The organism is Exiguobacterium sp. CH10, from assembly GCF_018617635.1.
Lineage (GTDB): Bacteria > Bacillota > Bacilli > Exiguobacteriales > Exiguobacteriaceae > Exiguobacterium > Exiguobacterium aestuarii_A.
Window position 1 is genome coordinate 147,133 of record NZ_JACSKO010000001.1, and the last position, 20,719, is coordinate 167,851.

The 20,719-nt window shown below is 46.0% G+C and carries 20 protein-coding genes; 10 read left to right on the forward strand and 10 right to left on the reverse strand.

Annotated features, from left to right (window positions below; genetic code table 11):
• Positions 1–39: 39 nt before the first annotated feature.
• The 7 genes from KNP04_RS00795 to KNP04_RS00825 all read left to right on the forward strand — a co-directional run bounded on the left by KNP04_RS00795 (position 40) and on the right by KNP04_RS00825 (position 7,104).
• Positions 40–597 carry a DNA-3-methyladenine glycosylase I gene (locus tag KNP04_RS00795; protein WP_214874464.1) on the forward strand — a complete coding sequence of 186 codons (558 nt, stop codon included), beginning with the start codon at positions 40–42 and terminating at the stop codon, positions 595–597.
• Between the two features lie 120 nt (positions 598–717).
• On the forward strand, positions 718–2,205 hold the full coding sequence (gene putP / locus KNP04_RS00800; protein WP_271304714.1) for a sodium/proline symporter PutP: 1,488 nt from the start codon (positions 718–720) through the stop codon (positions 2,203–2,205).
• A gap of 112 nt (positions 2,206–2,317) precedes the next feature.
• Entirely contained in the window at positions 2,318–3,460 is a 1,143-nt protein-coding gene (locus tag KNP04_RS00805) for a CapA family protein (RefSeq protein ID WP_214874465.1), read from the forward strand.
• Between the two features lie 126 nt (positions 3,461–3,586).
• Complete coding sequence (locus KNP04_RS00810) at positions 3,587–4,801, forward strand: argininosuccinate synthase (RefSeq protein ID WP_214875150.1); 1,215 nt, start codon at positions 3,587–3,589, stop codon at positions 4,799–4,801.
• Positions 4,794–6,182: an argininosuccinate lyase gene (gene argH, locus KNP04_RS00815; protein WP_214874466.1), complete on the forward strand. Its 1,389-nt coding sequence runs from the start codon at positions 4,794–4,796 to the stop codon at positions 6,180–6,182. Before KNP04_RS00810 ends, argH begins: the two co-directional genes overlap by 8 nt.
• A gap of 130 nt (positions 6,183–6,312) precedes the next feature.
• The gene (locus KNP04_RS00820) at positions 6,313–6,843 is read left to right on the forward strand and encodes a biotin transporter BioY (RefSeq protein WP_214874467.1); all 531 of its coding nucleotides are present in this window, start codon (positions 6,313–6,315) and stop codon (positions 6,841–6,843) included.
• Between the two features lie 63 nt (positions 6,844–6,906).
• Positions 6,907–7,104, forward strand: a complete 198-nt coding sequence (locus KNP04_RS00825; protein ID WP_214692645.1) for a hypothetical protein — start codon at positions 6,907–6,909, stop codon at positions 7,102–7,104.
• 21 nt (positions 7,105–7,125) lie between these two features.
• Here KNP04_RS00825 and KNP04_RS00830 read toward each other — a convergent pair whose 3' ends face one another.
• From KNP04_RS00830 to KNP04_RS00850, 5 genes are all read right to left on the reverse strand, one after another.
• Positions 7,126–7,974 carry a sulfite exporter TauE/SafE family protein gene (locus tag KNP04_RS00830; protein WP_214782636.1) on the reverse strand — a complete coding sequence of 283 codons (849 nt, stop codon included), beginning with the start codon at positions 7,972–7,974 and terminating at the stop codon, positions 7,126–7,128.
• Between the two features lie 69 nt (positions 7,975–8,043).
• Entirely contained in the window at positions 8,044–8,931 is an 888-nt protein-coding gene (locus KNP04_RS00835; RefSeq protein WP_214782633.1) for an alpha/beta hydrolase, read from the reverse strand.
• Positions 8,932–8,959: 28 nt separating this feature from the next.
• A complete protein-coding gene (locus tag KNP04_RS00840; RefSeq protein WP_214874468.1) occupies positions 8,960–9,742 on the reverse strand; it encodes an AAC(3) family N-acetyltransferase in 783 nt (260 codons plus the stop codon).
• Positions 9,743–9,747: 5 nt separating this feature from the next.
• Positions 9,748–12,756, reverse strand: a complete 3,009-nt coding sequence (locus KNP04_RS00845; protein ID WP_214874469.1) for an AAA family ATPase — start codon at positions 12,754–12,756, stop codon at positions 9,748–9,750.
• Positions 12,753–13,859, reverse strand: coding sequence for an exonuclease SbcCD subunit D (locus tag KNP04_RS00850; protein ID WP_214782625.1), 1,107 nt, complete (start codon positions 13,857–13,859; stop codon positions 12,753–12,755). The genes KNP04_RS00845 and KNP04_RS00850 overlap by 4 nt, the downstream gene beginning before the upstream one ends.
• 108 nt (positions 13,860–13,967) lie before the next feature.
• Here KNP04_RS00850 and KNP04_RS00855 point away from each other — a divergent pair, with 108 nt between their 5' ends.
• From KNP04_RS00855 to KNP04_RS00865, 3 genes are read left to right on the forward strand one after another with little or no spacing between them, the layout of a single operon-like run.
• Positions 13,968–15,698: an ABC transporter ATP-binding protein gene (locus KNP04_RS00855; protein ID WP_214874470.1), complete on the forward strand. Its 1,731-nt coding sequence runs from the start codon at positions 13,968–13,970 to the stop codon at positions 15,696–15,698.
• Positions 15,695–16,567 carry an NAD(P)-dependent oxidoreductase gene (locus KNP04_RS00860; protein ID WP_214874471.1) on the forward strand — a complete coding sequence of 291 codons (873 nt, stop codon included), beginning with the start codon at positions 15,695–15,697 and terminating at the stop codon, positions 16,565–16,567. The genes KNP04_RS00855 and KNP04_RS00860 overlap by 4 nt, the downstream gene beginning before the upstream one ends.
• A gap of 57 nt (positions 16,568–16,624) precedes the next feature.
• Positions 16,625–16,840, forward strand: coding sequence for a DUF2188 domain-containing protein (locus KNP04_RS00865; RefSeq protein ID WP_251126121.1), 216 nt, complete (start codon positions 16,625–16,627; stop codon positions 16,838–16,840).
• 19 nt (positions 16,841–16,859) lie between these two features.
• Here KNP04_RS00865 and KNP04_RS00870 read toward each other — a convergent pair whose 3' ends face one another.
• The 5 genes from KNP04_RS00870 to KNP04_RS00890 form a co-directional block, all read right to left on the reverse strand.
• Entirely contained in the window at positions 16,860–17,504 is a 645-nt protein-coding gene (locus tag KNP04_RS00870) for a DUF975 family protein (protein ID WP_214874472.1), read from the reverse strand.
• 72 nt (positions 17,505–17,576) lie between these two features.
• Positions 17,577–18,230 carry a copper homeostasis protein CutC gene (locus tag KNP04_RS00875; protein WP_214874473.1) on the reverse strand — a complete coding sequence of 218 codons (654 nt, stop codon included), beginning with the start codon at positions 18,228–18,230 and terminating at the stop codon, positions 17,577–17,579.
• 13 nt (positions 18,231–18,243) lie between these two features.
• Positions 18,244–19,014, reverse strand: coding sequence for a DeoR/GlpR family DNA-binding transcription regulator (locus KNP04_RS00880; protein ID WP_214692672.1), 771 nt, complete (start codon positions 19,012–19,014; stop codon positions 18,244–18,246).
• A gap of 174 nt (positions 19,015–19,188) precedes the next feature.
• Entirely contained in the window at positions 19,189–19,809 is a 621-nt protein-coding gene (plsY, locus tag KNP04_RS00885) for a glycerol-3-phosphate 1-O-acyltransferase PlsY (RefSeq protein WP_445236746.1), read from the reverse strand.
• 11 nt (positions 19,810–19,820) lie between these two features.
• Positions 19,821–20,696 carry a M15 family metallopeptidase gene (locus KNP04_RS00890; RefSeq protein ID WP_214874474.1) on the reverse strand — a complete coding sequence of 292 codons (876 nt, stop codon included), beginning with the start codon at positions 20,694–20,696 and terminating at the stop codon, positions 19,821–19,823.
• Between the last annotated feature and the right edge of the window lie 23 nt (positions 20,697–20,719).

Sequence of the window (20,719 nt, forward strand, 5' to 3'; positions counted from 1 at the left end):
TGAGACATGCTACACTTATGAAAAAAGGAGTTGATTGTGGTGGAAGAAACAATTCGCTGTCCGTGGTGCGGGTCTGACCCGCTATATGTCCGCTATCATGACGAGGAATGGGGTAAACCTGTCCATGATGACCAAAAACATTTTGAGTGCCTGACGCTTGAGAGTGCACAGGCTGGACTCAGCTGGATTACAATTTTAAGAAAACGTGAAAACTATCGCTCCGTATATGCGAATTTTGAGGTAAACGAAGTGGCTCATTTTTCAGAAGCAGACATTGAGAGACTGATGGCAAACAGTGGCATCGTCCGGAACCGCCGAAAAATCGAAGCCTCCATCAATAATGCGAAACAGTTCATGAAGATACAAGAAGAGTTCGGTTCATTCGATTCATATATTTGGTCGTTCGTTGATCATGAACCAATCATCAATGCATGGGAACGGCTTGAAGAAGTCCCCGCAACGACAGAATTGTCTGAGCGATTGAGTAAAGACTTAAAACGACGTGGATTCAAATTTTTAGGTCCGACCACGGTGTATGCCCACTTACAAGCAACCGGTCTCGTCAATGACCATCTTGCCTCTTGTGCATTTCGATAAGTTAAGACCAGCTATCAAAAATATCTTTACATCTCCCCTATTGTTGTGACAATATTTTGACAAAGTGATACTCTATCACTGAAAGCGTTTTCATATTTTTTATCTTTCGGGGGGATGTTGATGAACGGAATTTTAGTGTCCATTGTCGTATACATGGCACTGATGGTCTTACTTGGGATCATCGCGTATCGAAGAACAAGTAGTATTGGCGATTATATGTTAGGTGGACGGGCTTTAGGTCCCGGCGTCGCAGCCTTATCGGCCGGCGCGTCTGACATGAGTGGATGGCTCTTGATGGGCTTACCTGGTGCGATGTATGCAACGGGAATCTCAAGTGGTTGGATTGTCATCGGGTTGACAATTGGCGCCTATTTGAACTGGTTGTTGGTCGCTCCAAGATTACGCATTTATTCATACATATCGGATGATGCGATCACGATTCCAGACTTTTTTGAGAAGCGGTTTAAAGACTCAAAAGGGTTATTACGTTCTTTTTCTGCTGCCGTCACCCTCATCTTTTTCACGTTGTATGCGACGAGCGGGTTCGTTGCAGGTGGTCGACTATTCAATGCCGTCTTCGACATTGAATTCGTAACAGGTGTCATTATTCTCGCCTCAATCATCATTTTGTATACGTTCATCGGTGGTTTTTTAGCCGTTAGCTGGACAGACTTTGTTCAAGGACTCATCATGCTTTTCGCACTCATTTTTGTACCGGCAATCGCCATCATGGCGACAGATGGTGTGTCAAATGCATTAGATACGGTCCGAGATATCGATGAAGCGTTACTCGACCCATGGACAGGTCAATCGCTCATTGGAATCATTTCTTTATTTGCGTGGGGACTCGGTTATTTTGGCCAACCACATATCATCGTTCGTTTTATGGCAATCGGGAAATTAGAAGACATAAAAACGGCACGTCGTATTGGAATCTCATGGATGGTCTTCACCGTCGTCGGGGCGATGGCGACCGGATTGTTTGGTCTTGCCTACTACACGCAACAAGGACTGACAATCGATAATCCTGAAAACATTTTTATCAACCTATCGGATCTATTGTTCCCTGACCTAGTGACCGGTGTATTATTAGCGGCTTTACTCGCTGCCATCATGTCGACAATTTCATCACAATTGCTCGTCTCATCGAGTGCCGCGACGACAGACTTCTATCAAAAATTCTTCCGTAAGGACGCAGGAGACCGCGAACTCGTCATGGTCGGGCGAATCACAGTTGTTCTCGTATCGGTCGTATCAATTGTCCTTGCGCTCGATGCAGATGACACAATCTTGAACCTTGTCGGCTATGCTTGGGCAGGATTCGGTTCATCGTTTGGACCGCTCATTCTATTTAGTCTTTTCTGGAAACGGACGACTCGTCAAGGCGCTCTTGCCGGGATGTTGACTGGTGCATTTGTCGTTATCCTTTGGAAGAACTATGCTGCTTCACTATTTGGAACCTTCGGAACGCTCTATGAGATGATTCCAGCATTCTTCCTGTCTGCACTCGCCATTTATGTCGTTAGTTTGCTGACGCCTCCACCGAGTGAGGTCATTCAACGTGAATTCGACCAAATGCGTGACATGGTGAAAGAACATATCAAATAATCTTCTTGGCAGGTCATCTTGACCTGCCATTTTTATATACAAGGATTTTTCTAAATTTTTGACGAATAATATATAAATTGAGATTAATTCCATTTTGAAAAGGAGATTTTTGATGAAACCCTTTAAAACCATCTCTCATCTCACATTCGCTTCAAGCTTGATTCTGTTATTCGGCTGTGGTCAATCTTCTTCAACAAATCAAGAAACCTCAGTTGAAACCGAAAAGCCAATCGTTGAGACACCTGTAGAAGAGACCCCTTCCGAACCTGAGTCAACCGTCACGACGGCATCCATCTATGCCATTGGTGATATATTGCTGCACGATTCGGTATACAATGCAGCCCGTGTCAATGACGGATATGATTTTGATCCTTCTTTCGAACAAGTCGCGCCGATTTTAGAACGAGCGGATCTCGCAATCGCTAACCAAGAGAGTATGATTGGCGGGAGCGAAATCGGGTTATCGAGCTATCCGGCTTTTAACAGCCCATTCGAGATTGGCGATGCTTTGCAACGTGCCGGAATTGATTTAGTCACGACGGCGAACAATCATACGCTAGATCGCGGAGTTCGTGCGATTGAGAATTCGATTGGTCACTGGAATGAAATCGGAATGCCTTACACCGGTTCCTTCTTATCTGCTGAAGATAAGGCAAACATCCGTACATTGACCGCGAACGAGATTTCCTTTTCCTTTTTAGCCTATACGTACGGAACGAACGGCGTGATTCCAAAACAGCCATACCACGTCAACTATATCGACCTCGAGCAAATGCGCCCTGAAATCGAGAAAGCAGAACAAACTACCGATTTGACCGTCGTATCCTTACATTTTGGAACAGAATACGAGACATTACCGAACGAAAGTCAGACTGAGCTTGCTCAAACTCTTTCAGACCTCGGTGTCGATATCATCATCGGTCACCACCCACACGTCCTACAACCACCGAAGATGCTTGAGGGAGCTGATGGCAATCAAACATTCGTCGTGTATTCACTCGGTAACTTCTTATCTGGACAACAAGGCGATGATCGAAATACGGGTGGGATCATCGGAATTGACGTTGTCAAAACGACAGAAGACGATGTTTCAACGTTCGAATTGAAAAATCCTATGTTTTATCCAACATTTACACAGAAATCATCAGAAGGACATTATGAAGTCGTCCCGTTACAATCAGCAAAACCCGAGCTCTTCTCTCCTGTCAGCGAACATATGTCGCAATGGTTACCAGAGCTAACAATCGAACAATGATGACCACGAATATCTTTCGTGGTCATTTTTATTTTCAAAAAAAGGTTGCCACATCGGATATTATCCCTTACACTAATTCGTATATTTATAAATAAAAATTAATATTTATTCACAAGGGGTGCTTACATTTTGAAACAGAAACTCGTATTGGCTTACTCAGGTGGACTTGATACATCGGTTGCAATCAAATGGTTGGATGAACAAGGATATGATGTCATCGCGGTATGTTTAAACGTTGGGGAAGGAAAAGATTTAGAGAAGATTCAACAAAAAGCGATGAAAGTCGGGGCAAAAAAATCAATCGTCATCGACGCTGTCGATGAATTCGTGAGCGACTTCGCACGCTACTCGATGCAGGCGCATACGCTGTATGAAGGTGTATATCCACTCGTATCTGCTCTATCACGCCCACTCATCTCAAAAAAGTTGGTCGAAGTGGCACAAGCAGAAGGTGCAGTCGCTGTGGCCCATGGATGTACAGGAAAAGGAAACGACCAAGTCCGTTTCGAAGTGTCCATCCATGCACTCGATCCATCACTTGAAATCGTTGCACCTGTACGGGAATGGAAATGGTCACGTGAAGAAGAGATTGCATACGCGGCAAAACACAATATCCCTATTCCAATCGTTCAAGAAGAACCTTTCTCTATTGATCAAAATATTTGGGGACGGGCGATTGAATGTGGCATTTTAGAAGACCCTTGGGCGGCACCGCCGGAAAGTGCTTATGAGTTAACAGCAGCACTTGAAGATACACCTCATGAACCGACATATCTTGAAATCGAATTTAAGAATGGGGTACCGGTAGCCATCAATGGGAAGAACCAATCGTTCACAGATCTTTTAAAAGAGTTGAATATCGTCGCCGGGGCGCATGGAGTCGGGAAAATCGACCACATTGAGAACCGTGTCGTCGGCATCAAATCACGTGAAGTATATGAGGCTCCTGGCGCGATGACGTTGATCACGGCCCATAAGGCCCTTGAGGCATTGACACTCGTACGTGAAGTGGCTCATTTCAAACCAATCGTCGAACAAAAATTGACTGAGACGATTTATAACGGACTGTGGTATTCACCGCTCACAAAAGCACTACTCGCATTCATCGATGAGACACAACAGACTGTCACAGGTACCGTTCGGATGAAACTCTTCAAAGGCCAAGCAATCGTAGACGGTCGTAAGTCACCGATTTCACTATATGATGAGGAGCTTGCGACATATACTTCGGCGGACACGTTTGATCAACAAGCCGCTGTCGGATTTATCAAGCTTTGGGGCTTGCCGACAAAAGTTCAGTCAGAGGTATTGATGGAAAAAGGAGCGTTCATTCATGAGTAAATTATGGGGAGGACGTTTTGAAAAGACGGCCAGTGATTGGGTCGATGCGTTCGGCGCCTCGATTGAATTCGACGCTCAACTCGTCCTTGAAGATTTAGAAGGTAGCATGGCACATGTGATGATGCTCGGAGACCAAAACATCCTTTCAAAAGAAGAAGTCACTCAAATCCTTGAAGGATTACAACAACTCAAGCAGAAGGCCATCGCTGGCGAGTTGGCGTTCGAAGTATATCATGAAGACATCCATATGAATTTAGAGGCTTTGCTTCATGAAGAAATTGGCCCGGTTGCCGGAAAAATGCATACGGCACGTAGTCGTAACGATCAAGTTGCGACAGACATGCATCTTTACTTGAAAGCACGTGTGAAAGAAGTGATTCAATTGATTGAATCACTTCAACGTGAGTTGCATGCACACGCTTCAATAAACGTAGAGACGATTATGCCTGGCTATACGCATCTCCAACGTGCACAGCCAATCTCTTTGGCTCATCATTTGCTCGCCTATTTTTGGATGCTCGAACGCGACAAAGAACGCTTCACAGACAGTTTGAAGCGAATTGACTGGTCTCCTCTTGGAGCCGGTGCGCTCGCAGGGACGACGTTCCCGATTGACCGAGCCCGTTCAGCTGAACTTCTCGGCTTTGACCGAGTCTATCCGAACAGCTTAGACGCAGTGAGCGATCGTGATTTCATTCTCGAATTCTTATCGAACGCGTCGATCCTCATGATGCACCTCTCGCGCTTTTGTGAGGAGTTGATTCTTTGGGCTAGTGAAGAATACCGCTTCATTACTGTGTCCGATACATTCTCTACCGGATCGAGTATGATGCCACAGAAGAAAAATCCAGACATGGCTGAACTCGTACGTGGAAAATCGGGACGCGTCATCGGAAACTTGATGGGATTGTTGACGCTTATGAAAGGACTTCCGCTCGCTTATAATAAAGATTTGCAAGAGGATAAAGAAGGCATGTTTGACACGGTTAAGACTGTTCAAGGCTCACTCAGCATTATGGCCGGGATGATGAACGAATTGACGTTCCATCCAGACACGATGAAGCAAGCAACAGAGCGCGATTTTTCAAATGCCACTGAACTTGCTGATTATTTGACGGCTAAAGGTATGCCGTTCCGTGAAGCGCATGAAGTAACTGGGAAACTCGTCAAATACTGCGTCGATGAACGCTTATATTTACGTGAACTCCCAATGTCTGTGTTCCAAACACATTCTGACTTGATTGAAGAGGATGTGTATCACGCTTTGACCCCTGAACAAGCGGTCGCGCGTCGTAATAGTTATGGCGGTACAGGCTTTGATGCCGTTCGCGAACAGTTGAAAGAAGCTTCGGCATGTATGAATGTCATACCTTCTTCTTAATGACCCTTGTCTCAGTATGATTGCTGAGACGAGGTTTTTTTGTTGACCTAGACTCAAGAAATGACTTGCCAACTCTATAAACTCATGTTAACTTTTATATTGTTAACGTTAACTGAAAAGGGGTTTACATATGAAGATTCAAGACATGACTCAAATTGCCTTCGGGGCAGCACTCATCGCAAGTATCGGTTTCATCGAAATACCGATCGGACCCGTTCCGATTACCCTTCAAACACTGGCCATTATGACAATCGCCGGCGTATTCGGTGCACGAAAAGGATTTTTGGCAGTCATCGTCTACCTCCTACTCGGCTTGATCGGACTTCCCGTACTGAGTGGTCAAGGAGGTCTTGCTCCCTTCGTTGGACCAACCGTCGGATATTTAATTGGATTTCCAATCGCCGCTTTCTTCATTGGCTGGTTCAGCGAGCGCCATCGCTCCTTCCCAGCATTGATTGGCTACAACTTGTTATTCGGTTTGGGGCTTGTATACCTACTTGGAAGCATCGGACTCGAGATCGTTCTCGGTATGTCGTTCATTGATGCGCTCAAGGTGAATATCCCGTTTATTCTTGGAGATTCACTCAAAGCCGTACTTGCTGCAATCTTAGCAGTGAAAATTTCTCAGAACGTTCAAATTCGTCGTTCCCTCGCTTCTTAAACGTTCGAACGTTTCGACCGTTTCCATATGTGGAATAAATGAAGTATGGAAGGGGGTGTCCCTATGAGCGACTCGACGTTTAAAAAACGCTTACAAAAAGCGACCCACTTTTATCAACGCTCTGACAAAGGGCAACGTCAAGGAGTTGACAAGTCGTCTCATGAGAAACGTGACACAGAAGCATTTGAGCGCAGACTCCGCGAAGCAAAAGCGAAAGTTGGAGAGATTCAAGAAAACATTGACCATATCGCTAGACGTTAAAACCCCGTCCAAAGACGGGGTTTATTTTTTGCGTGGTCGAATGATGAGCGTGATGATAAAGAGAAGCGCTAGTGTGACAAGTAATATAAGTGAGGCTGTATTCCATCCGACTAAATTGAGCGCCACACTAAATGCGACCGTGACATAAAATCCACCTAATGCTTTTTTGACATGTTGCGAACTGAAACGTTGCAACTGTTTGGCTCCAAACGGAGATCCAATCATCGCACCTGCGATTAATGCGAGTCCATGCCAGTAATTCGTTTCAGCACCTGCCACGGCATAACTGATCACGCCTGATATTACAATGAGGAGAGCTGCTGAAATACTCGTTCCGACCGCTCGTTTCATTTCAGTGTTCAGTAGCTTGACTTGGAGCGGCGTCAATACAAAGCCCCCACTTACCCCCATCAAAGAAGAGATAAATCCTGCAAAGACACCGATGATCCCAAGTCGTGGTACAGAAGCTGTCCCGACACTCCCTTCGACATGCTGTTTCGACCGGAAGAATGAAATCGCAAAGTACGTAAGTAACGCAATGTAGACGAGTGAGATGATCAGTGTCGCGCCGTCCACCCCTTCTAAGTAAAAGACGAGCGGAGTGGCAATCCAAGTTCCGACAATCCCGAACACACCAATCCATAACGCGTGTGACACGTTCACGTTTCGTAAACGAATGTGCGAGATTGTCCCTGCCGTCGTCGAACCGAGCGTCAACATGAGACTAAGTGCAATCGCCGCACTTGCTTCATAACCGAAAACAAGGAGGAGTGGCGTGAGCAAGATGCCACCACCGATTCCGAAGAAGCCGCTCAATATCCCGATCAATGTACCGAGCAAGAGAAACTGTAATAGTTGTAATAAGTCCATTTTGCACCCTTCTTTCATTGTTCTCGTTTGCAATCATATCAAAAAGGGGCGCAATTGGCGCCCCTTTGCTCACAATGATCGTTCTAGAAAATCGAAAATCTTTTGACGATATTCAGTCTGGAATGATTGATACGATCCGACATGACCATCGTTTTCCGTCACCCATAGTTCGACACCATCCTGCGCGCTCGCAAGCTTTTCACTTTCTGAGACAGGAATCGCATCGTCTCCTTTACTATGAATCAATAAAATCGGTGCTTCGATTGATTTGATATCTTGAATCGGTGAAACAACATCCGCATCCAGTCCAGTGAACCATGGGGTCACTGTCATGATGACGGGTGTGAATGGAACGTTCGGGAGATCACTCCATACGGGGAGATTTGTCTCAAGGTAGTTCCGTAAATCACTGAACGGACTGTCTGCGATGACTGCGGCTACCTCGACATCATCTGCCGTAGAGAGGGCCGTCGCCGCTCCCATGGAAATTCCGTAAAGTACGATCGGACCCTCTGATCGACCTTTTGCGTATTGGATGGCAGCTTGTAAGTCTGATTGTTCTTTCGCACCGACCGTTACCCGATCTCCTTCTGAAATCCCAGAACCACGAAAATCGAACGTTAAAAATTGATATCCTTGCTCATGAAACTCGGGAATCAACTCTTTTAACGGGAGATCCTCCTGTTCTCGGTTCTTTCCATACCCATGAGCAAATACGATTGTCGCACGTGGCGTAGGATGGGGAATCCACCACCCATACAAGTCATGCCCTTCTTCTGATTGAATGGTCACGTTCTCATACTTCAATCCAAGTGACTTCGGTGTGTACGTCAACGTCTCTCGCTCAGGTGATGTTAATTGGTCACCGATATGTGCCGAGATCCCACCGATTGCCAATCCGGCCACCAGTAAGATGACTAGAGTCGCAATACTCAATAGTTTCATCCAACGATTCATCTATTTCTTCCCCTCGATTCTACATTCATTATCTTAACCAGCTTCGAAGTGCGATGAGCGCATGTTGCACTGGCTCCCATGTATTAGCTGGAATCAAATAGCACGTCGCCTCATTGATGGTAAACGTATGGACATCTTTCTGTTTGACGATATTTTCGCCGATTGCACCAAATGGATCACTATTTACATCTGTATGTTCGAACGTTCGCCACACGCGTTCGCCTTGTTCGATTACAGCACAACCGAACATTTTTGTAGGACCATCAATCCCATACTCCGCATAGTGCCAGAGTGTCGTTGCATCAAGTGGCGACCCGAGATGTAGAACACGTGCATTTCGTTCAATCATTCGCTCGATTGGTGAACCTGGACCGAAGCCGACGTCTATCGAGTGACCAGACACAATTGTTTTTGCCTCTTCACCCCATGCCGCGACTGACCACATCGGATGTGCACTTCGATAAACGTTCGGATAGTTCCGAAACAGTTCGGGGACACGCCCCATTCCACGGGTTGATGTCTTTTCTTTTTCATAAGGCGGCATTTCGGCACGAATAGTCTGCCACCACTCAACCGGAACAGGCGGTGCCTCCCATTCAGCCGGATCTGAATTGTCTCCGGTTTGGGTCGCCATCATGAGAAGTCCTGATGGCCCCACCACTTCTTGTAGTGCCTCGATTACAGTCTGCGCACCACCACATACCCATCCGAGTTTTGAAAGCGAGGTATGAACAAATAAAGACTCTCCTCGTTGAATTCCTGCTTCTTTTAAATGATTGATGAGACTTGACTTCGTCATCATCTGTTTCATTTCGATCACTCCACAATCAGCTGGATCGTTGATCCGCTTCTAGATTTTTTCACTTCGATTCGGGCATCGACGCGATCTTTCAATTCTTGGACATGACTGATGACCCCTACAAGTCGACCTGTCGCCTGTAGCGACATTAATAATTCGATTGCCTGGTCTAAAGATTCGGCATCAAGCGTCCCGAATCCTTCATCGATGAGCATCGTTTCAAGACTCACACCCCCGCTCAACTGTTGCACCACTTCTGCTAGACCAAGCGCGAGTGAAAGAGACGCTTTAAAACCTTCCCCTCCGGAAAGGTTTTGCACACGGCGTGATTGACCGGTGTACGCATCGAATACGAGGAGTTCAAGTCCGGACTTAGCATTTCCTTTTGCCGTCTCTACTTTTCGTTCTAGTCGGAACTGACCGCTCGTCATCTGGTCCAAATGAATGTTCGCCGCATGTAAAATCTGGTCAAAGAACGCCGTTTGTACATATGTTTCAAACGTCATCTTTTGCGGATTGATGCCTTTTCCGGTTTCTGCAATCAATTTGATTGTTTCTAACTTTTGTTCTTCTCGAGCTGTCTCCTTACGAAGCGTATTCCACTCGGAAACGATTTGCCGATGTCTAGACAAGGCTTCTTGTGAGGTGATGAGGTGTTCTGATGCTCGCTCGTATAGTTCCTTGGCTTCGTTCACCTTCGTTTCAATTAACTGAAGGTCAGGTTGTGCTACATTTCCTAATTTCCCCTCAATCATCTGGATGCGGTGTCTTAACCGGACACCTTCCTCTTCTTCACGTTGTAAGTTCTCGCGGATATTCGCACGCTGATCGATTCGATCAGCTAGTTGTTCGTACCGCTCTTTGTTCAACTGTGCGACTTCTAATTGCTTATTCCAGGTCGTCTTTTGTGAATCATATTGCTCCATCGCATCAGAAAGCTGTTGCCGCAATAGAGTAAGTCGCTCTTCTTCTTTCCACGTTTCCTTTTTGACGATTTCAAAGTCATGGTCGAACGCTTCAATTTTTTTCGTAAGTATGGCGAGACGATGTTGTCGATTTGTCCGTTCGGTCTGTAACTCTTCTAACGTTGTTTCCTCTGTTTGACCGAGCGCGTTCAGTTTTTGCTGTATCGCTTCGAGTTCTGTGAGGACACGTTGACGTTCTTCAAATTGGTTACGTCGCTCTTCTTCAAGTTGTCTCATTTCACTGGTTAATTGACGAAGCGTTCGTTCATTCTCGAGGCGCGTTCGCTCTTCACGTTGTAGACGATCCACATGCGCTTGCCATTTCTTGACTTCTTCTGATAATAATCCATCCACCTGAATATCTTTCGAAACCTCATCAAATTCTCGTCGTGCCTCTTCAAGCTGAGAATGGAGCGAACGATAATCGGATCTTGCTTCAATCAATTGAGTCGTCAATTCCTCAAGACGTGCCTTCGCCTCCACTTCTTTTTCCATAGATTCAAGCAAGTCTTCGAACTGTGGGACATCATGGTGACGTGAACCACATACTGGGCAAGGCTCACCTTCTTGAAGGGTTTCACTCAGTTGTCTTGCCGCATTCATTTGTTCTTGTTGTTTGTATTTCGTCATCATTTCTTGTTGGATGGCATGCAGTCGCTGCACTTCTTTTCCGGACCGCTCACAAGTGACGAGCTGATTTGATAACTCATTCACTTTTGTCTCAAGCTTGACCAAATACATTAATCGGTCGACATATCGCTCCGCATCAACTGCACGTTCTTCAGGTTCAATCGACAACGTTTTCACTAATTGTTGTTCGTGGACTTGAAGTTCTTGGAGTCGAGCCTCTTTGGAAAAGGCATTTAATTCCTTCGCACGTTTCGTCAGTTGCTCACGTAATGTCACGTATTCCGCGCGCTCTTTCATTCGCGGTAACATCTCATCAATTAACCGAAGTCGCTCTTGAAGGGATAAGATTTCTTGTTTATTCTCTTCAATTGCAGATTGCTGCTCCGATAGTGAAGATTGCTTTTGTTGTAATTGTTCGAGTTTTTTAGAAGATGCTTGTTCCTCCACCGTCAGTCGTTGCACATGTTTCTTCATTTCTAATAATCGGTCATAGACTGGACGAATGTTCGCTGCTGCCTCTAAACGTTGCAACAACTCGTGACGTTCGTTTCGTTCTGTCTCGCCTTTTAAAAATAAATCAAGAGCTTGCAAGGTTTCTTGCTGTTCTTGAAATAAACTGACAAGCGCTTTCGCTTGTTCTAATTCGGTACGCGCCTGTTCGAGCTTCTTCGAATGATCCTGTTTCTGTTCTGTTGCGGACTCAACAGTTGTAATCAAACGTTGTTCGCGCTCGTCTAGCCACTGATGGATCACATCAATCGATTTCGTCGAAATCTCTTCGATTGCTTCATCTTCGAGCTCTAGTAACTTGAGACGGGTTCGCTCGACCGCCCATTCGACTTGTTTCCGGTATGTGCTGAGACGTTCTGCCCACTTCTCCTGGAAAACACGATACGCCTCCGTCTTGAAAATAGATTGCAAGATTTGTTGTTTCTCATTTGAGTTCGAATCGAGCAATTGTCTAAATTGGTTTTGAGGGAGTAACAAGATTTGACTGAATTGTTCATATGAAAGTTGTAAAATCGACTCGACTTCCTCTTGAACCTCGTTCACTTTTGTCGCGATCGGCTTCCAACCATCCTCCCATTCATAAAGAACGGCCTCATGTGGGATCGGTGTCTTGTTTTTCGGGTGAGGTTGTTGAGGTTGTCTCACGATTCGATAGTGGTCACCGCGAATCGTAAACGAAAAGTCGACCTCCGTCTTCAACTCAGGTTGTGCGAATTGACTTCTGAAATCACTCGCATTGCGCAGCGTCCCGCTGGCCCGTCCATATAATGCGAACGTCATCGCATCAAAGATGGTCGTCTTCCCTGCACCCGTCCGACCACTCACGACAAACATCGAGCGACCAACTAATTGTGTGAAGTCAATCGTTTCTCGTTCCGCATACGGTCCGAATGCTTGAATCTTCAATTCGACCGGTCTCATCTGACATCACCTTCTTCAATCATTTGTTTGACGGCATCCGAGGCCGTTCGGTCGTGTACAGCTTCAAAGAACTGTAGATACACCTCTTCGACGGATTGTCGTTCTAGCGTTTCCCGTTCAAATGTGGACGTCTGTTCTTGGCGTCGTAACAGCTCCAGTTCAAGATGAAGAATATTCGGATAAACGGTCCGAAGCTTTGCCATCGGATCAAAAAGTGCTTTGTCATCGGTCAACACGATTTTCAAATAATCATCGGTTTGTTGTTGTTGATAAAACGAAGGTGCGAGTAACTCATCCAACGTTCCTGCGAGCTGTCTCATGTCCCGTTCTGGCGTCAACGTTCGACGTCTACGCTTCCAGTGTCCGTCCCATTCCAAAATATCTACCGATTTCTCATGATTGACCTCAGAGAAAGAATATTTCATGAGAGAACCACTGTATGCAATCCGTTCTGAATGGATTGCATCACGATTATGTAGATGTCCAAGAGCCGTGTATGAGAACGGGTCATAGAGCCCTTTCGCGACCTGTCCGGCGGTACCGACCGATAACTGGCGCTCCGAGTCGGTCTCAAGTCCTCCTGCGACAAAACTATGGCCCACTGAGACCGCATTCTTCTCAATCGGTCCATATGCTTCAATGACAGCCTCTAATGCGTCATGGTGCGTGCGAATCGTTTCGTTTCCTAGTATGTGCCGAACACGTGCCGGCTCAAGAAACGGGATTGGGTAAAACGGAATTCCGGCCACTTCAAGTGGACCAGCATCTGGGTTTAATTTACCGATGATATGTAATCCTACTTGTCTCAACAATTTTGAACTATATTCGAGACGCTCCGCTGAGTCATGATTTCCAGCGATAGCGACGACCGGGATTTCTCGCTTCAACACCAACTCTCGCCACATCTCATCGAGCAAATCGACAGCCTCGACGGGTGGGACGGCCCGGTCATACAAATCACCTGCAATGATGACTGCATCTGGCTTCTCCTCATCGACGATTTGTAAAAACGAATGGAATAAAATATTTCGCTGATCTTCTGTCATATGACGACCATGAACAATCTTACCTAGATGCCAATCGGCCGTGTGAATCCATTTCATCACGTATCACCTCTCTTTCTTATTCTAGCATGACTCAATCGTTCGATTCGACGTCTTGACACCCGATTTTGAAACAGCGAAAGTAAAGAGAGAGGAGGTTTGTTCAAAATGAATTCATCGACGTGGAAAACGTTTTTCCAACTTTTTAAAATCGCGAACCCTCCTAAAGGATTGTTTGTGGGAGCTATTCTGATTTCGCTCCTTCAAGCCGTCGCATCGCTAGCGATTCCACTCATCCTGCAACGTGTCGTTGACCGTTGGAGTAGTGACCTGTTGACGCCTGTATGGATTGCATATTTTCTCTTTGCCTTTCTCGTCCAGGTCATCACGAGCGCGTTATCGATTTACTGGCTACATATTGTTGGTCAACGTGTTGTCGCCAATCTTAGGACGACATTGTGGGACCACCTCATCAAACTGCCCATCCCTTTTTATGATGGGATCAAATCGGGAGAACTCGTCTCCCGCTTGAACAATGACACAACGACGCTGCAACAGCTGTTGTCCGAGCAAAGTGTCCGCTTGTTGACCTCTTTCGTCTCGGTCATCGGTGCCGTCGCCATCTTGTTCACGCTCGATTGGCAAATGACACTCGTCATCTTGTTTTCAGTGCCGACGACGCTTGTCATCGTCATCCCACTCGGCCGAAAGCTTCGAGTGATTGCAAAAGAAACGCAACAGGAGCTCGGTAACCTGTCCGGATTCTTTGCGGAACTGCTCGGTGAAATCCGTCTCGTCAAATCGCAGGCGACAGAACAAATGGAAGTGCGGACCGGGAAAGTGAAAATCGAAACGTTGTTCGATTATGGAGTGAAAGAAGGACGAATTCAAGCCATTCTCATCCCTCTCCTCAACGTGACGTTGACGGGGATGTTGATTGCCATACTCGGATTTGGAGCGTATCGTGTCTCGACAGGGGCCTTATCGACGGGTGAACTACTCGCATTCATGCTCTATGTATTCCAAATCATCACTCCTCTGATCACCATGAGTGAATTTTTGACGAGACTACAAAAAGCTCGTGGCGCAACTGAACGAATCGCTGAATTATTAGATGTTCGTCCTGAACCGTACAGCACATATCAAGAATCCATCGAGCAGGCTGACCTCTCTTTCGAGAATGTGACCTTTCATTATGGGACGGAACCCGTTCTTCAAGGACTCTCTCTTCACGTTTCACCTGGCGCAACGACCGCCATCGTCGGTCGAAGCGGCGCCGGCAAAACAACACTTTTTTCGCTCGTCGAACAATTTTACACACCAACGGAAGGATTAATCCGGTACGGTAATCGCGATATTCAAACATATGCCCGGGATACATGGCGTCAAATCGTCGGTTATGTCGCTCAAGACTCTCCCGTCTTGTCGGGTTCTGTTCGGACAAACATCATCTATGGTCTTCAACGAGAAGTAAGTGATGAGGAAATCAAAGAGGCGTGTGAAATGGCAAACGCATGGTCATTTATTGAAGTGATGCCTAATCAGCTCGAGACGGAAATTGGAGAACGTGGTATTCGCTTGTCAGGCGGACAACGACAGCGTCTTGCGATTGCACGAGCGTTGTTACGTAATCCGCAAATTTTACTGCTCGATGAAGCGACGTCGAGTCTGGATTCAGAATCAGAACGCGTCGTCCAAGAAGCGCTCGATCGCCTGATGGTCGGGAGAACCACACTCGTGATCGCCCATCGCTTATCGACTGTCAGACATGCCGACCAAATCGTTGTGTTAGAAAATGGACGCATCAGCGGGATTGGGAAACATGAGCAACTATTAAACGAGAACGCACTTTATCAGCGTCTCGTCTCACAACAATTACTAGGGGGACAATCAGAATGAAAACAATCGGATTTATCGGTCTCGGCGTCATGGGCCAATCCATGGTACGGAATTTGATGAAGCATGGTTTTGACGTAAAAGCTTATACGAGAACGAAAGAGAAGGCTACCTCGCTATTAGAGGAAGGTGTAGTATGGTGCGAAACGATTCGAGATGTGTGTCAAGATGCTGATGCTGTCATCACCATCGTCGGTTATCCGTCAGATGTTGAATCGGTTTATTTCGGGGACGGAAATATCCTCGATTCAGCAGAACCAGGTACGCTCTTGATTGATATGACAACCTCTTCTCCGAAACTTGCTGAACGAATCGCCGAAACTGCCATTGAACGGAGTCTTCTCCCGCTCGATGCACCTGTCACCGGTGGAGATATTGGTGCAAAAAATGGGACACTTTCCATTTTGGTCGGAGGAGGAGACTTTGCCTTCAATAAGGCAAAACCTTTATTTGAAGCAATGGGACAGTCCATTGAACGCATGGGATATGCTGGGAGCGGACAATATGCGAAACTCGCCAACCAAATTGCCATTGCCGGAACGATGATGGGGAATGCGGAGATGTTAGCGTTCAGTAAACGAGCAGGACTTGACCCCGAAGCGCTCATCCGCACGATTCGTGGAGGTGCAGCCGGTAGCTGGACGCTTGAAAACTTGGTTCCACGGATGATTGTTGAAGATTATGCTCCAGGTTTCTTCATCAAACATTTTATTAAGGATATGACGCTCGCCATTGAGAGTGCAAACGAACTTCAAGTGAAGTTACCTGGACTCGAACTCGCTCATCGACTCTATTCGATTCTCGAAGAAAATGGATATGGGGAGAACGGGACACAAGCGCTCATCGAGTATTACCTTCATCAAGACGTTTGAATCATGCCTTTTGTGGAATTAGTAGGAGTGAAGGAGGCGATTTTCGTGCCATGGAATATGAAAGATTATCCAGAATCACTGAAAAACTTCGATCCACTTGTAAAAAAGAAAGCCATTGATATTGCGAACGCATTGCTCGCACAAGGTTATTCTGAGACGAAAGCGATACCGATTGCCACTGAACAAGCGAAAAAGTGGCATGCGGATGCGTCGGAACAAGAAAAACAAGATTTTGAAGACGCCCCTAACCCGAAAAAGACAGATCAGCATTGAACGTAAACAACCGGTCGAATTATCCGACCGGTTGTTTTGCGAGATACGACGCCTTCATTTCTAGATAGAGACCTGAAATGGCCGTCTGTAAGTAGGGCGTGACAAAGATGTAAGCGAGTCCCCCAGTAAGAAGGACGAGCGCGTACCATCCGATAAAACTTGCGAATAGCTTTAACATCGTTTGTTTATGCCCTTTCATCATCAAACGACTTTTGCGCATAGCTTGAAACGCTGAGAGATCTGGTTCGTCTCGCATAATGAACGGTGCGATACGATACGTCAAATAAAACCAGACGCCAGGCACAATTAGGAATAACATTAACACGTTCAGTCCTAAATAAAACACCGCGTAATAAATTACCGCTCGTGAATACTCTTTCAGCGAGCCGAACGCTTCAATCAATAAGCCAAACTTAGGCTTCTCATCTTTGGCGACCTGAAGAAACACCCAATTCTTCCCGAGCTCGATTGGAGCGAGAAGGACTGTCGCCCCATACAATAGTGCTACAGAAGTCATGAGAACTTCAGGGTCATTCGTTGATAGGTCAAGACGTGTTGTAATCATCGCCTGAATGACCATGACAGTCAAAACGACGAGTAATGATATACCCCATTTTCCTGAGAGCATTCGAAGCGCATATTGTTTGTAAACGGAAGATTGCATAAGTTCACCTACACTTTGTATTTTCTTTCATTATAGCAAAAAAACAGTCTTTCGACTGTTTTCCGCTTTGAATCATCCTCGAAGTTGCTTGAATTTAGCTCCATCTAACTGTCCGTTTGTTCGTACGCCATTCCCGATGTGTACCATATCGACGTTGAGTCGTTCCTGTAAGGATGGCAAAGTTTCTGTCGTAATGCCGGCTCCAGGCAAAATAGTCATCTCTGCTTGCTCGCTCAGACGGATCAATGTTTCGATACCTTCTAATGCAGTGTTCGCACCGCCTGATGTCAATAAGATATCGATTTCTGGGAAATCATTTAAGACATCCAGCGATTCAAATACATCACGCGACGCGTCGAAGGCACGATGGAACGTTAGTGCCATCTCACCTTTATGTTTGATGACTTCTCCTAAAATCCGCTCATCGATTGCCCCGTCTTTTGTCAATGCACCAAAGACGATTCCATTCGCCCCGAGTTCACGGCACAGACCAATATCTGCAAGCATTGTTTCCACATCATCTTCGTTGAAATGGAATGAACGTGTATGAGGTCGAATCATGACATGTACCGGGATGGATACGTGCTCGATTACATTCCGAATCGTCCCGAAACTTGGCGTGATCCCGCCATTCTCCATATCTGCAATCAGCTCGAGTCGATCTGCCCCGAGTTGCTCCGCCTCGATTGCTTCAGATAACGTTGTGACAATCACTTCTACTTTCATACAATCGCTCCTTTTATGGCGCGAACTTCCAGTCCACGCCATGTTCGGCTAAGACGCCTTTAAATTCTTGTGGTTCCGGAAAATCTGAGATAATTGCCGTCACCTTTGAAAAGTCGCACACCCGATATCTTTTTTGTTGGTTCAACTGGGTATGGTCGGTTAATAAGAATGTCTCGCGACTTTGCGACATCACCGATTGTGTGATACTAGCGAGTCCGAAAGCATCGCACGTCAAACCAAGGGTTGAATCGACCCCCTCAACAGATAAGATGGCAAGATCAAACATATAGGTTTGGAGTTGTGCGAGAACTTGTTCGCCCGTCGTCACGAGATGTTTCGGATCGATTGTACCACCTAACAACTGGATCTCGCCACCGAGCACACCTTTCGCCCGTTGTTCAAACAACGCTTTGGCGACCGTTAGAGATGGTGTGACCACCGTCACATTTCGTCCTCGTAAACGAGACGCCACTTGTTCGGCTGCAACCCCATGACCGATATAGAGTAACGTATCGTCCGGAATCAATTGAAATGCCGTATACGCGATACGGCGGATACCATCCATGTTGGCGATGACAATCGGCTGAAAAGACATGCTCTGATGAAGAACCGCACCCCCGTAAACACGCTTGATACGATGCTCTTTCTCTAGTTCTTCTAAATAACGTCGAATCGATTCCCCTGATACATTCAATCGCTCAATCAATTCGCTCGTCTTCACTTTTCCTTCTCGTTCGATCCACTCGACAATTTTCTGTTTACGTTCTTCACCGATTAAAGACACGTCCCTGCCTCCTCCACTAAAATCTTTCCTTTTCTAGTGTAACGAACGCATGTAAATTTAACGTAAATTGAAAGTAAAGAACGAGCAAATCCAACATGATTTTGCTTCTTTTTTATGTAAATCAACAACAATGCACAAAAAAGGTACGTCTTGATCGGACGCACCTGAAAGAAATTAAGATTTATGCTTGCTTTGAAAAAGTGGGACTTTCGGTTCTTTCCCGGCTCGTATTCGTTGCCAGTTGGTACGATGTTTAATGATGATAAACAGGGCCAATGGAACGATGACAATCAGAGGTAACCAGTCCTTCGTCAATATACTGTAAGTCGTTGCCGTCACGAGACCTACTACAGCGGCAGCCATAGAAGAGAGGGATACCATACGTGAAATGAGGAGAGTCACAATAAACGTGCCGACGACGACAAAGAAGAACCAAGGAAACGCCGCTAAAAGTACGCCGCCGCTCGTCGCGACTGATTTTCCACCTTTAAATTTCGCAAAGATCGGATAAGAATGTCCAATGACTGCCGGAATCCCGGCAAGAAGCAGACTCATCTCACTTCCGAATAAGAGTGGTAACAAAGCTGCGACTAGTCCTTTCCCCATGTCACCGAGTAAAACAAGGATCCCCGCTTTTTTGCCGAGAACACGAAACGTGTTCGTTGTACCTAAGTTGCCGCTCCCATGTTCGCGAACATCTACTCGATAACCGAGCTTGCCGATGATGAGCGCAAACGGAATCGCACCAAGTAAATAGCTTAAAATGATAATGATGATTTCTGTCATAAATGGCATCGCAATTCCCCTTACTTCATATATTCCGCAATATATCGATCATATGGCTGATTCAATGCGTGCACTGCTTTCGCATGTTCAGTACCGATATAACGTAAGTGCCACGGTTCATACATATAGCCGGTCTCTTTCTCAAACGCTTTTTGATAGCGAATGATAAAGCCATACTCGTGAGCATGTTCTGCTAGCCACTTTCCTTCAACCGTTTCACCAAGGCTTTGTGTGAGTTGATAATTGACAGAAGCACTCGAGACGTCGATTGCAAGACCTGTTTGATGTTCAGAATGTCCAGGTGGAGCGGAGTATTTCATCGCTTGCTCTTTGCCATCCCGTTCAACGTAAGCATTGAATAGCGTCACTTGATAACCGTATGAACGAAACGCACTCGTCCCTTTTAAATCAATGCCAGACGCTTTTGCGTCACTCATCAATTCTTCGATTGCACGTGCCGCCTCTTTTCGCATCATCCGACGCTCACCGACCGCTGAATCGACAAAATCGATGTTGGCCTCAACTAAGTCGCTCGGCTGATAATTAGCCGACAATGCAATTTGCTTATTTACGAGAATCAACTCTTCTAATTCTAAGTTTGCAACACCATCGACTTCAATCGGTTGGACAGGTGTAGTCGGTTCTTCTGCTGCTGGCGGTGTCGGCTCAGCTGGTTGTTCTTCGACTTCCGGTTCAGACTCAGTTGTTTCTTCGTCTGTCGGTGACTCGGTTTCCACTTCCTGATTCGAGGTCGGTTCGTTTGGTTCTGTTTGTGGTTCATCTATTGTTGATGACTGTGTTGTTGGTTCTTTCGGTTCAACTTGCTCGTTTGTCGTACAACCGGCTAACATGAACGTCAAGGCGCCGCAAACCATCAAGACTGATGGATAACGCATGCGATTTTCCCCTTTCTAGATAA

What these genes read in the sequence shown, in the direction of transcription:
- putP (WP_271304714.1), top strand. Translation starts at nt 718, where the DNA reads ATGAACGGAATTTTAGTGTCCATTGTCGTATACATGGCACTGATGGTC.
- KNP04_RS00805 (WP_214874465.1), top strand. Translation starts at nt 2,318, where the DNA reads ATGAAACCCTTTAAAACCATCTCTCATCTCACATTCGCTTCAAGCTTG.
- argH (WP_214874466.1), top strand. Translation starts at nt 4,794, where the DNA reads ATGAGTAAATTATGGGGAGGACGTTTTGAAAAGACGGCCAGTGATTGG.
- KNP04_RS00820 (WP_214874467.1), top strand. Translation starts at nt 6,313, where the DNA reads ATGAAGATTCAAGACATGACTCAAATTGCCTTCGGGGCAGCACTCATC.
- KNP04_RS00825 (WP_214692645.1), top strand. Translation starts at nt 6,907, where the DNA reads ATGAGCGACTCGACGTTTAAAAAACGCTTACAAAAAGCGACCCACTTT.
- KNP04_RS00830 (WP_214782636.1), bottom strand. Translation starts at nt 7,974, where the DNA reads ATGGACTTATTACAACTATTACAGTTTCTCTTGCTCGGTACATTGATC.
- KNP04_RS00835 (WP_214782633.1), bottom strand. Translation starts at nt 8,931, where the DNA reads ATGAATCGTTGGATGAAACTATTGAGTATTGCGACTCTAGTCATCTTA.
- KNP04_RS00840 (WP_214874468.1), bottom strand. Translation starts at nt 9,742, where the DNA reads ATGAAACAGATGATGACGAAGTCAAGTCTCATCAATCATTTAAAAGAA.
- KNP04_RS00845 (WP_214874469.1), bottom strand. Translation starts at nt 12,756, where the DNA reads ATGAGACCGGTCGAATTGAAGATTCAAGCATTCGGACCGTATGCGGAA.
- KNP04_RS00850 (WP_214782625.1), bottom strand. Translation starts at nt 13,859, where the DNA reads ATGAAATGGATTCACACGGCCGATTGGCATCTAGGTAAGATTGTTCAT.
- KNP04_RS00855 (WP_214874470.1), top strand. Translation starts at nt 13,968, where the DNA reads ATGAATTCATCGACGTGGAAAACGTTTTTCCAACTTTTTAAAATCGCG.
- KNP04_RS00860 (WP_214874471.1), top strand. Translation starts at nt 15,695, where the DNA reads ATGAAAACAATCGGATTTATCGGTCTCGGCGTCATGGGCCAATCCATG.
- KNP04_RS00865 (WP_251126121.1), top strand. Translation starts at nt 16,625, where the DNA reads ATGAAAGATTATCCAGAATCACTGAAAAACTTCGATCCACTTGTAAAA.
- KNP04_RS00870 (WP_214874472.1), bottom strand. Translation starts at nt 17,504, where the DNA reads ATGCAATCTTCCGTTTACAAACAATATGCGCTTCGAATGCTCTCAGGA.
- KNP04_RS00875 (WP_214874473.1), bottom strand. Translation starts at nt 18,230, where the DNA reads ATGAAAGTAGAAGTGATTGTCACAACGTTATCTGAAGCAATCGAGGCG.
- plsY (WP_445236746.1), bottom strand. Translation starts at nt 19,809, where the DNA reads ATGCCATTTATGACAGAAATCATCATTATCATTTTAAGCTATTTACTT.
- KNP04_RS00890 (WP_214874474.1), bottom strand. Translation starts at nt 20,696, where the DNA reads ATGCGTTATCCATCAGTCTTGATGGTTTGCGGCGCCTTGACGTTCATG.